Source organism: Pseudomonas sp. P8_241 (assembly GCF_034008315.1).
In the GTDB taxonomy this organism is placed as follows: Bacteria; Pseudomonadota; Gammaproteobacteria; order Pseudomonadales; family Pseudomonadaceae; genus Aquipseudomonas.
In genome coordinates this window covers 4,490,836-4,502,724 of record NZ_CP125377.1, presented here as the reverse complement: position 1 = coordinate 4,502,724, position 11,889 = coordinate 4,490,836, and the positions used below count along the sequence as shown (strand labels likewise).

Sequence of the window (11,889 nt, the reverse complement as noted above, 5' to 3'; positions counted from 1 at the left end):
CTGCCACCTTGCAAGTCATGGCAGTAGAGCAGATCGGATTCAAAGGTCATGAGAGCACTGACAATGAAAATAAAAAGTCTTCTTGCCTATTTCTTTCCCTTGCTGGTCCTGTTTTTCCTGGTGTTGACCGTGCAGGTCTCGGTCCCACCGGAGTCACCCAGCGTCCTGGCCTGCAAGCGTTATGCGAGCTGTGTCGCCATGAGTTCGAGCGCCCCGAACTGGCTTAATTTCCGGTAGCGGTTATTGATCCTGATCTGGGTCGACTTCCTTCCAACTGGCATCCGGATCGAAGCGCTTCATGGCTTGCCCGATTTTTTCACCATCGGGTCCCAGATCCTTCTCGAATACCTGACCTTCATGACTGATCATGAAGCTCATCACGCCGGTGTCATTGTATTTCGCCGGCCAGGCGATCAGCGCAAAGCCTCGGCTCATCTTGTCGCCGATGAGATAGCTATAGGCACCCCCGGGTGCTGAAGGACCCTGGCCTTTGAGGATGCGGAAGCGGTAGCCGCGCCATTCTTCGTCGGCTATGGCTCTGCCGAACGAAGGCCCGAGCGGGCTGATCTGGCCGCTGCCATCCTCTGCCCAATAGAGTCCGTCGTGCTTGCCATTGGTGCTGAAGATTTTCTGTGCGTATTCGAGGGCGCCGTCGCCGTCACGATCCACTGACGCGTAGTCCATCTGGGCATCGTGATAGGCCAGCACCGATTGCACCGCGTTAAGCTCGTTGCGGCCGATTCGACGCGCACGGATTTCGGCATTGCCGGCCTTCATGTCGAAGCGCCAGCCATTGGCGTCTTCGACCAACGGAATAGGCAGTGTCCAGTGGTCGGCGCCGACTTCCAGTACGGCCTTGCGATCGCCGGTTTTTTCAATCTTGTGTTGCTCGCGGTAATGCTGCAGAAACGCATCCACGTCTTTGCGCTGTACGCCTTCGCGTGGAATGAAACTGTGCCATTCGCTGCCCAGCAACTCTGTCAGGCGTGCCTGATCGGCGTGCTCCTGACCCAGTGCTTCAACGAAGGCTTCAACAGCCTTTTCCGGCGTTGGAAATGACTGCTGTGCCATCGTGATACACGACCACATAACGCCGGCAGTCAGCGCAAGAACCTGAGGAAACAAGCCCATGAGTCGATTCACTCGAGGATGATTTTTCAACGACGGCCCCCCCTTGAACGCGATGGTGGATTGGACGGCCGACTGACCTGATGACCGGCCGATCGCGCCGCTTGGGGACGTTGGGCGGAAGCCTGGCTGGCCCGGCCACGGTTGGCCTGCACCTGGCTCTTGGACGGTGAACGCGCACCGGCGAACGCGTTGTTGCGGGCGCTGCCGGCACTGGCGGCTGGCCGTTTCTGGCTCGCTTGTCGCGTCTGCGCGCTGCCGTCTCTGCGCTGATTGTTTTGCACGTTCTGCTTCCTCGGTTGCTGATTCTCCCGAGTGTTTCTGGCGGTGTTCTGGCTTCTGTCGGACGTTCTGGGTCTGTCGGCTCCCGCTTGTGCCCGATTTCTGTCCGAGGTGCCCGATTGCGCCCGATTTCTGTCAGCCGTTGCGGATTGGGCCCTGCGTGCTTGATCACGGGCCTGGGCGTTGCTGGTGGGTGGTCTTTCGATACCGGCCCGGTCCATGGAGCTGCGGGCGTTTTCGCGAGCCTGGGAGCGTTGGGCATTGTCGCCCCGATAGGCTTCACGCTGATTGGCACCGTTGAGTTGGCGGCCGTACTGTTCACGGCTCTTGTTGTCGCGATAAGGCACGCCGTTGCGGTGAACGGGGTTGTGTTGCCAGTTACCGTTGTTAATTCGATTGTTGGCATTGATGTTGTTGTAACGGTTCACGTCGATGTCGACGTCGTTGTTGCCCCAGTCACATTCACCCCACAACGCACCGACAATCGCCACGCCGGTCCCGAATGCCAGCCCGGCCATCAAGGCCTGACCGGGGTAATACGCAGGTGGCGGTGGATAGTAGGCGGGGGGCGAGGCCGGGTAGGGCCAGGTGCCGTAGGTGGTGGTCGGGTTATAGGTGGGGACGTACACCACTTGCGGGTCGGCAGGTTGAATGATGATGGTGGAGCTGCTGGCCGGGGCTGGAGCGGCGGCTTCTTGCGTCGGTGCCGGCGCCGGCGCCGGTGCTGGGGTATTCTGGATGGTCACGTTCTGATACTGATTGCTCTGCAGGTTGCCTGCCGCCTGCGCCTGATGACGCAAACGCTGCACACCCTGCATGACGTCGTCGGGTTGCGCCAGGAAGGCATCACCCAGGCGTTGTACCCAGACGGGGTCCTGTCCCAGCGTTGCCAACACCTGTGGAAAGGCAACCAGGGCCTGCACGCTCGGATCCCAAGGCTGATTCGCCACTTGCTTGACCGCATCGTCACCCTTGGCGTCCGGATGCGCCTTCGACCAGGCTACTGCCTCTGTGATCTCCCCTGGGTATGTGGTCGCCATCAGCACCTGGGCCAGCAGCGGGTCCGGGTAAAGCGCAATGGGCGCCAGCATTTGATCCAGTTGTTCCTGGGTGAATACAGGGTCTTTGGCCAACGCCGCAGCGGGTGCTGCAGTGGAAACATTCGCCGGTGCCGGTGCGGTCGCGCCCGCTGACAAAGCCAGGCCGGAGGATCCGCTCAAAAACAGTACGGCTGACAACGCGTAAAGGATTGGAATGCGCATTGCACCCCCTATGTGGTCAGGCAGGCTTGATAAGAGTGGATCAACGTCAGGCGGGCGAAATCCGACCCTGCAAGCCATAGAGCTTAGCTTCAATGTCGCTTTCTGAAGGGAGCAAATGAATAATTTTTGCGCTGGGCGCGCAAGGGGTCGATTCCTGGCAACGACAGCTGACAGAAATCGACCCGATAGAGATCAGCGCTTGATCAGGGAAATCTTCGTGCCCTCGATGCTGACCCCGGCCATCAGGCCTTGCTGGTCGAAGATGAAGGCGTAAGCGTCGTCTTTGATCGTCGAGCTTGACAGGTTTTTCGCAACCCCTTCATCGACCACGACAACGGTGGGTCCTACACCGATTTCCCAACCTTTGGTTTCAGTGATGTATTTCAATGCTTTGTCGGTCATCAGAAAAACCGCATAGCCATACGATTGAGCACCGGCCTGCAGCCCCCATGAGCCACTGACCGAGTTGTAATAGTTATCGACTTTCGTGCCCTTCATCAGCACGCCTTCGCCATAGCTGCCACCAAATACGAGACCTGCCTTGATGATTTTCGGGAAGACCAATATGGCTTTGGCCTGACGCGAAAGGGTTTCGGCAGTGGGATTGGTCTTGTAGAGCAATTGCAACGCTTGTTTAGCGTCGGCATTCAGGTCCTCGGCCGTGGCCGCTCCTGCATTGTTCAGCAGACTTGCCGATGCCAGTGTTGTAACTGCGAGGAAGAACGACAGGAAGAACCGCATTGATTGAGTCATTTGCGTACTCCGAAGCGGGAGCCTTGGATGGAAACCAGCGATCAGCGCCTGCCTCAGACAGGAACCGAAGGGGCTGAACGTATCCGACGCACCCAAAAGTGTGAAGTGCAGCGTCGCTCTTGATGAACAGACTCAGGGCCGTTGATCAGTCGCGATGCCATCACCTGTTATGACCACCGGGCGATGAGCGGGTTCGTGGTCATAATCGGATACAGAGCAATTACTCGTTTCGACGCAACGTTTGGCTGCGCATTCCGATCAATAATTTGTGAGTTTCGGTCATTGAGTGGCGGCGGTGTGACTCTTAGTCTGTCGAACATGAAGATGGGGGCCGTAGAGCTCCCGCATTTTTCCGTGATCGCTGGATGTGGAGTTACCGATGACCGCCGCTCATTACCCGAACCTGCTGGCTCCGCTGGACCTGGGTTTTACCACGTTGCGCAACCGCACCCTGATGGGCTCGATGCACACCGGCCTCGAAGAGAAACCGGGTGGCTTCGAGCGCATGGCCGCGTACTTCGCCGAGCGTGCCCGTGGCGGTGTCGGTCTGATGGTGACGGGCGGTATCGGCCCGAACGAAGAGGGTGGCGTGTATTCCGGCGCAGCCAAGCTGACCACCGAAGAGGAAGCGCTCAAGCACCGCATCGTCACCCGCGCGGTGCATGACGCGGGCGGCAAGATCTGTATGCAGATCCTCCATGCCGGGCGTTATGCCTACAGCCCGAAACAGGTGGCGCCTAGCGCGATCCAGGCACCGATCAACCCGTTCAAGCCAAAAGAGCTGGACGAAGAAGGTATCGAGAAGCAGATCAGCGATTTCGTCACCTGTTCGGTACTGGCGCAAACCGCCGAGTACGACGGCGTGGAGATCATGGGCTCCGAAGGTTATTTCATTAACCAGTTCCTCGCCGCGCACACCAACCACCGCACCGACCGCTGGGGTGGCAGCTACGAAAACCGCATGCGCCTGCCGCTGGAAATCGTGCGTCGCGTACGTGAGGCGGTAGGTCCGAATTTCATCATCATTTTCCGTCTGTCGATGCTCGACCTGGTCGAAGGTGGCAGCTCCTGGGAAGAAATCGTCGTGTTGGCCAAGGCCATCGAGAAGGCCGGTGCGACCATCATCAACACCGGTATCGGTTGGCACGAAGCGCGGATTCCGACCATCGCCACCAAAGTTCCACGTGCGGCGTTCAGCAAGGTCACGGCCAAGCTGCGTGGCTCGGTCAATATTCCGCTGATCACCACCAACCGTATCAACACGCCAGAAGTGGCCGAACAGATTCTCGCCGAGGGTGATGCCGACATGGTCTCCATGGCGCGGCCGTTCCTTGCCGACCCGGATTTCGTCAACAAGGCCGCTGAAGGTCGCGCCGATGAAATCAACACCTGCATCGGTTGCAATCAAGCCTGCCTCGATCACACTTTCGGCGGCAAGCTGACCAGTTGCCTGGTCAACCCGCGTGCCTGCCATGAAACCGAACTCAACTATCTGCCGGTGCAGCAGCTGAAGAAAATCGCCGTGGTCGGTGCCGGCCCTGCCGGTTTGTCCGCCGCGACCGTGGCCGCCGAGCGTGGTCACCAGGTGACGCTGTTCGACTCGGCCAGCGAAATCGGTGGTCAGTTCAACATCGCCAAGCGTGTGCCGGGCAAGGAAGAGTTCTACGAAACCATTCGCTATTTCAACCGCAAGTTGCAGACCACCAACGTCGAGCTGTGCCTGAACACCCGTGTCGACGTGGCGCAACTGGTCGAGGGCGGTTACGACGAAATCATTCTGGCCACTGGTATCGCGCCGCGTTTGCCAGCGATTCCAGGCGTGGAAAACGCCAAGGTGCTCAGCTACCTGGACGTGATCCTGGAGCGCAAGCCCGTGGGTAAACGTGTCGCGGTGATTGGCGCCGGTGGTATCGGTTTCGACGTTTCGGAATTTCTGGTTCATGAAGGTGTAGCAACCAGTCAGGATCGTGCCGCGTTCTGGAAGGAGTGGGGCATCGATACGCACCTGGAAGCTCGCGGCGGCGTTGCCGGCATCAAGGCGGCGCCCCACGCGCCAGCCCGTGAAGTGTTCCTGCTGCAACGCAAGAAATCCAAGGTGGGTGATGGCCTGGGTAAAACCACCGGCTGGATTCACCGCACCGGTCTGAAGAACAAGCAGGTGCAGATGCTCAACAGCGTTGAGTACCTGAAGATCGACGACGAAGGCCTGCACATCCGTGTTGGTGAAACCGGCGAGCCGCAAGTGTTGCCGGTGGACAACATCGTGATCTGCGCCGGACAGGACCCGCTGCGCGAATTGCATGATGGTCTGGTGGCAGCGGGGCAGAATGTGCACCTGATCGGCGGTGCGGATGTCGCAGCGGAGCTGGATGCGAAGCGGGCGATCAACCAGGGTTCACGGTTGGCGGCCGAGCTGTAACACACATTCAGATCACCCACCAAGGTGCTGCTAAGATGCCGGATCTTTCCAAAGATCCGGCATCATGCTTTCTTCTCAAGACAACATTCTTCCTCACGCTCCGCTCGAACGCCTGCACCTCGATTGGCTGGCTCACGCCGGCATCGAAGTCGCGATTCTGCGTCTGGATCAGATCGATCCGCTAATCAGTGGCAACAAGTGGTTCAAGCTGATCGAACACCTCAGGGCCGCGCAGCGAGCAGGTGCCGAGGGCATCATCAGCCTCGGTGGCGCCCATTCCAATCATCTTCATGCGCTGGCGGCGGCGGGCAAACGATTCGGTTTTTCCACCGTAGGGCTGTTGCGCGGCCATCCACAGCAAACCCCTACGGTGGGGGATTTGCAGGCATTTGGCATGCAGTTGCACTGGTTGGGTTATGGCGGATATCGGGCCCGGCATGAACCGGGTTTCTGGCAGCCGTGGCAAACCCGATATCCAACGTTGCATGCGGTGCCTGAAGGGGGCGGTGGTTTGCCCGGTGCCCGGGGTTGCATGCAGTTGAAGGGAACGGTTTGCACGCAATTGGAAGGTTTGGGCTGGAGCGCCTACGACGGCTGGTGGCTGGCCTGCGGCACCGGTACCACTCTGGCGGGTCTGGTGTTGTCGGAGGCGGGCAAGCATCCGGTTTACGGTGCGCTGGCGGTGCCCGACGACCACGGGGTGGCGCAACAGGTCGAGTCGATCGTGCAGCAAGCGGGCTTGATCGATCGTGAATATGAGCTGATTGATGCCAGTCGCGGCGGCTTTGCCAAGGTCGATCCCCTGTTGCTCGATTTCATCGCACAGACCGAGCAGGCCAGCGGCATTCCACTGGAGCCGTTGTACACCGGCAAGGCATTGATGGCGTTGAAGCAGCGAGTCGAAACGGGAATGTTGGCTAGGGGCATGCGGCTGATTTTCGTCCACACTGGCGGCTTGCAGGGGCGTCGCGGGTTTGATTCACCGATCTGAAGGGCATCGCCAATCAGTGTGGGAGCGAGCCTGCTCGCGATGAGGTCAGGTCATTCAATACATCTGTTGAATGATAGGGCGCCATCGCGAGCAGGCTCGCTCCTACAGTGTTTACAGGTGGTCTCAGGTATCGCGGGTTTCCCGTTTTGGCATCATCCGCAACAACGTGTTATCGCCCACCACATAGTGGTGATAGAGCCCGGCGACAGCATGCAATCCGATCAGCCAGTAGCCGATGGTGCCACCGAGCACATGCCAGCCTTCCAGTTGTTTGGCGAACGCCTTGTCTTCGGCCATCAGCAACGGCAAGTCGAAACCGTAGAACATCACCTGATTGCCTTTGGCACTGGTGATCAGCCATCCGAGAATAGGCATGGCGATCATGAAAATGTACAGCGCCCAGTGCATCAACCTGGCCAACAGCGTTTGCCAGCGCGGTGAAGCGGGAAAGATTTGCGGCGCCGGGCCGAGGCTGCGCGCGAACAATCGCAGCCAGACCAGAACAAACACGGTCAGGCCGAGCATGAAATGTGATTCGACGATCAGCGTGCGGCCGCCGCTGCCCTTGGGGAAGATCCCGCGAAGCTCGATACAGGCGTAAACCAGCGCCAGCAGAACCAGCATCAACCAATGCAGCGCGATCGATACGGTGCTGTAGCGCGAGGCGGAGTTTTTCCACGGCATACGGTGTTCCTCACAGGTCCGGTTTAAAGCCACCGTTCTTGTTCGACGGTGTGCTTTAACTGTAAGCGTTTTTTACCGGATTTGCCTGAGGCTAATGGTCGCTGGCTGCTCTGATTCAGCTGATAGACAGGAAGAACGCACCGCCCCCGTAGGAGCGAGCCTGCTCGCGAAGGTCTCAAGTCCGTCGCGGTTACCCAGCGGGTACGCGTCATCGTTGACGACCATCGCGAGCAGGCTCGCTCCTACGGGGGGCGGTGTTTCGTTGTGATCAGCTCGACTGCGGCATCTCGCCATTGGCCAGGCGCTTGTTGATGTCAGCAATGACTTGCGGCAAATCGGTGATGGTGTCGATCATGTAGTGGGGGCGCGAACCTTCGAACATCGCGTGGATGCGCTTGCGTTCGCTGTCCAGTGTGTCGCTGTCGAGGGCGCGGTACCCTTCGTAATCCAGGCCCAGCGCGTTGCCCGAGCAGATCAGCGCCACGGTCCACATCCCGGCACGGCGCCCTTCAAGAATGCCTGGTACGGTGTCGTCGATCTTCACGCAAGCGGCGACATCGTCAATGCCCAGGGCGATGACGTTGGCCAGGGCCTGGGCTGGCCATGGGCGACCGTTCGGGACTTCGTCGGTGGCAACCACGTGATCGGCGACGTAGCCGTTGGTGGCAGCCAGTTCGACCACTTTGTCCATGACCTGTTTCGGATAGCCGGAGCAGGAGCCGATCTTGATCCCTTGCTGGCGCAGGTTGGCGATGGTCTCCAATGCCCCCGGAATCAGCGCCGAGTGTTCGGCGATTTTTTCGATCTGCAGCGGCATGAAGCGCTGGTAGATGGCGGTAACGTCATCGTCGGTCGGCGTGCGGCCGAACACGTTGCGATAACGCTCGGCAACCTGCGGTTGATCGCACAGGGTGCGGATGTGATCCCACTTGCCCATGCCCATTGGGCCACGCGCTTCTTCGATGGACACCTGAACGTCGAACTCGGCGAAGGCTTCGACGAAAATCTGTGTTGGCGCGAAGGAACCGAAGTCGACGACGGTGCCGGCCCAGTCGAGGATGGCGGCTTGCAGTCTGGTTGGGTTGGTGTAGTTCATGGTGATCTTAATCCTGTAATAACTGGCTATTGGAGAGCAGCTTTACTGTAGGAGCGAGCTCGCTCGCGATGGTCTTTCATTCAACATGTGAGTCGACTGACCGGGCCTCATCGCGAGCAAGCTCGCTCCTACAGGGGGAATGTGGTGTGGGTTAGATCTCTAACACTTCCATCTCGCGCAACACTTCAGCGATCGCGGCCACGGCTTCACGCATTTCGGCCGGTTGAACGTGACCGATGCAGCCAACGCGGAAGGTTTCGACCTGGGTCAGCTTGCCAGGGTAGAGGATGTAACCCTTGGCCTTGACCCGTTCGTAGAACTCCTTGAATGCGTAGCGCGGATCTTTCGGGGCGTGGAAGGTGGCGATGATCGGCGCCTGGATCGCGGCGGGCAGGAAGCTGCGCAGCCCCAGTTTGCCCATCTCTTCCATCAGAGCCTGGCAGTTGGCGGCGTAGCGCTCATGCCGGGCCGGCAAGCCGCCTTCTTCGTTGTATTGCAGCAGGGCTTCGTGTAGTGCGGCGACCACGTGGGTCGGCGGGGTGAAGCGCCATTGGCCGGTCTTGGCCATGTACGAATGTTGGTCGTGAAGGTCCATCGCCAGTGAGTGCGAATTGCCGGCAGCGCTGGCCAGGGATTCTTTGCGGGCGAAGACGAAGCCCATGCCCGGTACGCCTTCCAGGCATTTGCCTGACGCAGCGATCAGCGCATCGAACGGCACCTGCTGCGCGTCCACCGGCAGGGCGCCGAAGGAACTCATGGCGTCGATGATCAGGCGTTTTCCGTGTTGCGCAATGACCTGAGCGATCTCCGGCAGCGGATTGAGGATGCCGGTGCTGGTTTCGCAGTGAATCAGCGCCACGTGAGTGATGTCGGCATCGGCGCGCAGCAGACGGTCGACGTCGGCGGCGGTGGTCGGTTCGTCTTCAGCGGTTTCAAAGGTGCTGAAGGTGCGGCCGAGCACTTCGCAGATTTTTGCCAGGCGTTTGCCGTAGGCGCCGTTGATCAGCACCAACACCTTGCCGTCGCGAGGCACCAGCGTGCCGATTGCCGCTTCGACCGCGAAAGTGCCGCTGCCTTGCAAAGGCACGCAGTGGTGGGTGGCGGCGCCGTTGATGATCGCCAGCAGTTGCTCGCACAGGCTGGCGGTCAGTTGATTGAAGCGGTCATCCCATGAACCCCAGTCAACCATCATTGCCTGACGGGTGCGGGCCGACGTGGTCAACGGGCCGGGGGTGAGCAGGATGGGGGCGGCAATACTCATTCTCGTGTCCTCGCATTCGATGGGATGAAGCTACGGGGCTTAAATTGCAATTTGCCGACTTATCAATCAAATTGTTTGTTGTTATGCCAGCCATCAGTGAGGCTTATTCATGAATCTGTTCCAGCTCCGTGCCTTCGACGCGGTGGCCCGGGAGGGCAGCTTTACCCGGGCGGCCGAGCGGTTGTTTATCAGCCAGCCGGCGGTCACAGGCCACATCAAGGCGCTGGAGGAGCACTACCAGATCACTCTGTTGCGCCGTACCGCCAGGCGCGTGGAATTGACCGAGGAGGGCACCAAGCTTGCGGCGATCACCCGGGCGATGTTTGGTCTGGCCGAAGAAGCACAGGTCATGTTGGAGGCCAATCGGCAACTGTTGACCGGGCGCCTGGAGGTGGCGGCGGACGGTCCGCACATGGTCATGCCGATGCTCGCGAGCCTGCGGGCGCGTTATCCGGGGGTCACCGTCAACCTGCGCCTGGGCAACGCCCAGGAAACCCTGGCGGCGCTGCTGTCCGAACATGCCGACGTGGCAGTGCTGACCGAAGTCGAGCCGCGCAAGGGGCTGCACCTGCAGGCGTTGAGTGAATCGCGGATTTGCGCGCTGGTGCCGCACACGCATCCTTGGGCGCAGAAGACCAAAGGCGTGCAGCTCAAGGATCTGGATCAGGTGATCATGGTGCTGCGCGAACCGAGCTCGATTACCCGGCGCACCTTCGATGAGGCGTGCGCCCAGGCCAAGGTCAATCCACGGGTGTTGCTGGAACTGGACAGCCGCGAGGCGGTGACCGAGGCCGTGGCTGCTGAACTGGGGGTGGGCGTGGTCTCGTCGGTGGAGGTCAGCCATGACCCGCGAGTGGCGGCGGTGCCGATCATTGGCGAGGGGTTGGTGAACCGGCACATGATGGGGTGCATGGAGCGGCGCCGGGATTTGCGCTTGATTCAGGCGTTTTTCGGGTTGGCGCCGGGCGGGTAGACCGAGGCGCCTGAATCGCTAGCAGGCTAGCTCCCACAGGGAATTTGTGCCGACCACAGATTATGCAGGCAACACAGGCCCACTGTGGGAGCTAGCCTGCTAGCGATGGAGCCGGACCTGCCTACACCAGACTCTCGCGCACCATCTCCAGAAAAGTCGCCACCACCCGCCGTGAGCTCTGCTCGCGCAAGCACACCAGGGTTTCCGTCAGCCTGCGTTTGCAATCAACAATCGGCAAGGCACAAACCCGCGAATCCGCACCAAACTCGGCAGCCGAAACAACGCCAACGCCAATCCCCACCACCACGGCCTCACGTGCTGCCTCCCGTCCCTCGACCTGAATGGCCGGACGGATGCGAAAGCCGGCGCCGGCCATTTCCTCTTCCAGCGTCTGCCGGGTCACCGACCCGATCTCCCGCAACACCAGTGGCGTGTCATCAAGGTCGGCCAGGCAGATGGATTCCCGATCGGCCCACGGATGGTTGCGCGACACAAACGCCACCATCGGGTCATTGCGCAGCGGCAATGAAAGCAAGCGTTCATCGCTGACATCTCGACCCAGCAACGCCAGATCAGCCTGGTAGTTGAAAAGTCGAAACAACGACTCATCGGTGTTACCGGTTTCGATTTTCACACTGATGCCGGGGTAACGCTCGCAGAACCGGGCAATCTGCGGCAGCACATGCACCGGCGCGTCGACCGCGAGAATCAGGCTGCCCGTCTGCAAGGCCTGGGAGTCCTGCAGTAACTCCTGGGCCTCGGCTTCGATGACGAACAGTTTTTGCGTGACGCTCAGCAGGCGCTCGCCCAGATCCGTCAGGCGCACCGAGCGTTTGTTGCGGTGAAACAACAACACGCCATAGCGCTCTTCGAGTTTGCGCACCTGATCGGAAATCGCCGGTTGGGTCAGAAACAGTCGCTCGGCGGCCTTGGTGAAGCTTCCATGCACCGCCACGGCGTGGAAAGCTTTGAGCTGGGCGTGGGACACCGACATGGGAAACTCCAGTAACAAGCTGAGCTTATATTTGAAATACGATAAA

At 59.9% G+C, this 11,889-nt stretch carries 10 protein-coding genes; 3 read left to right on the top strand and 7 right to left on the bottom strand.

The annotated features are described in order from the left end of the window. Positions 1–240: 240 nt before the first annotated feature. From QMK58_RS20250 to QMK58_RS20240, 3 genes are all read right to left on the bottom strand, one after another. Complete coding sequence (locus tag QMK58_RS20250; protein ID WP_053159734.1) at positions 241–1,131, bottom strand: DUF2950 domain-containing protein; 891 nt, start codon at positions 1,129–1,131, stop codon at positions 241–243. A gap of 26 nt (positions 1,132–1,157) precedes the next feature. Beyond that, positions 1,158–2,672 (bottom strand): DUF3300 domain-containing protein, encoded by a 1,515-nt coding sequence (locus tag QMK58_RS20245; protein ID WP_320395319.1) that lies wholly within the window; start codon positions 2,670–2,672, stop codon positions 1,158–1,160. 192 nt (positions 2,673–2,864) lie between these two features. Beyond that, positions 2,865–3,425 carry a YSC84-related protein gene (locus QMK58_RS20240; protein ID WP_053159731.1) on the bottom strand — a complete coding sequence of 187 codons (561 nt, stop codon included), beginning with the start codon at positions 3,423–3,425 and terminating at the stop codon, positions 2,865–2,867. 379 nt (positions 3,426–3,804) lie between these two features. On the opposite strand from QMK58_RS20240, the gene QMK58_RS20235 reads away from it, so the two are divergent. After that, on the top strand, positions 3,805–5,844 hold the full coding sequence (locus QMK58_RS20235; RefSeq protein WP_320395318.1) for an NADPH-dependent 2,4-dienoyl-CoA reductase: 2,040 nt from the start codon (positions 3,805–3,807) through the stop codon (positions 5,842–5,844). Positions 5,845–5,908: 64 nt separating this feature from the next. Then, on the top strand, positions 5,909–6,835 hold the full coding sequence (locus tag QMK58_RS20230; RefSeq protein ID WP_053159727.1) for a 1-aminocyclopropane-1-carboxylate deaminase/D-cysteine desulfhydrase: 927 nt from the start codon (positions 5,909–5,911) through the stop codon (positions 6,833–6,835). A 123-nt stretch (positions 6,836–6,958) separates the two neighbouring features. Here the strand turns inward: QMK58_RS20230 and QMK58_RS20225 are convergent, their stop codons facing one another. From QMK58_RS20225 to QMK58_RS20215, 3 genes are all read right to left on the bottom strand, one after another. Further along, complete coding sequence (locus QMK58_RS20225) at positions 6,959–7,519, bottom strand: cytochrome b (RefSeq protein ID WP_320395317.1); 561 nt, start codon at positions 7,517–7,519, stop codon at positions 6,959–6,961. A 268-nt stretch (positions 7,520–7,787) separates the two neighbouring features. Continuing rightward, complete coding sequence (gene phnX / locus QMK58_RS20220; RefSeq protein WP_053161502.1) at positions 7,788–8,615, bottom strand: phosphonoacetaldehyde hydrolase; 828 nt, start codon at positions 8,613–8,615, stop codon at positions 7,788–7,790. A gap of 151 nt (positions 8,616–8,766) precedes the next feature. Next, a complete protein-coding gene (locus QMK58_RS20215; RefSeq protein WP_320395316.1) occupies positions 8,767–9,876 on the bottom strand; it encodes a 2-aminoethylphosphonate--pyruvate transaminase in 1,110 nt (369 codons plus the stop codon). 109 nt (positions 9,877–9,985) lie between these two features. Between QMK58_RS20215 and QMK58_RS20210 the strand changes: the two genes are divergently transcribed. Continuing rightward, positions 9,986–10,849: a LysR substrate-binding domain-containing protein gene (locus tag QMK58_RS20210; RefSeq protein ID WP_053161500.1), complete on the top strand. Its 864-nt coding sequence runs from the start codon at positions 9,986–9,988 to the stop codon at positions 10,847–10,849. Between the two features lie 121 nt (positions 10,850–10,970). Here QMK58_RS20210 and QMK58_RS20205 read toward each other — a convergent pair whose 3' ends face one another. Further along, complete coding sequence (locus QMK58_RS20205; RefSeq protein WP_053161499.1) at positions 10,971–11,843, bottom strand: LysR family transcriptional regulator; 873 nt, start codon at positions 11,841–11,843, stop codon at positions 10,971–10,973. Positions 11,844–11,889: the final 46 nt, after the last annotated feature.

Bases quoted from the DNA above. Each gene is read 5' to 3' on its own strand.
- QMK58_RS20215 (WP_320395316.1), bottom strand. From the start codon at position 9,876: ATGAGTATTGCCGCCCCCATCCTGCTCACCCCCGGCCCGTTGACCACG.
- QMK58_RS20230 (WP_053159727.1), top strand. From the start codon at position 5,909: ATGCTTTCTTCTCAAGACAACATTCTTCCTCACGCTCCGCTCGAACGC.
- QMK58_RS20210 (WP_053161500.1), top strand. From the start codon at position 9,986: ATGAATCTGTTCCAGCTCCGTGCCTTCGACGCGGTGGCCCGGGAGGGC.
- QMK58_RS20245 (WP_320395319.1), bottom strand. From the start codon at position 2,672: ATGCGCATTCCAATCCTTTACGCGTTGTCAGCCGTACTGTTTTTGAGC.
- QMK58_RS20250 (WP_053159734.1), bottom strand. From the start codon at position 1,131: ATGGGCTTGTTTCCTCAGGTTCTTGCGCTGACTGCCGGCGTTATGTGG.
- QMK58_RS20235 (WP_320395318.1), top strand. From the start codon at position 3,805: ATGACCGCCGCTCATTACCCGAACCTGCTGGCTCCGCTGGACCTGGGT.
- phnX (WP_053161502.1), bottom strand. From the start codon at position 8,615: ATGAACTACACCAACCCAACCAGACTGCAAGCCGCCATCCTCGACTGG.
- QMK58_RS20205 (WP_053161499.1), bottom strand. From the start codon at position 11,843: ATGTCGGTGTCCCACGCCCAGCTCAAAGCTTTCCACGCCGTGGCGGTG.
- QMK58_RS20225 (WP_320395317.1), bottom strand. From the start codon at position 7,519: ATGCCGTGGAAAAACTCCGCCTCGCGCTACAGCACCGTATCGATCGCG.
- QMK58_RS20240 (WP_053159731.1), bottom strand. From the start codon at position 3,425: ATGACTCAATCAATGCGGTTCTTCCTGTCGTTCTTCCTCGCAGTTACA.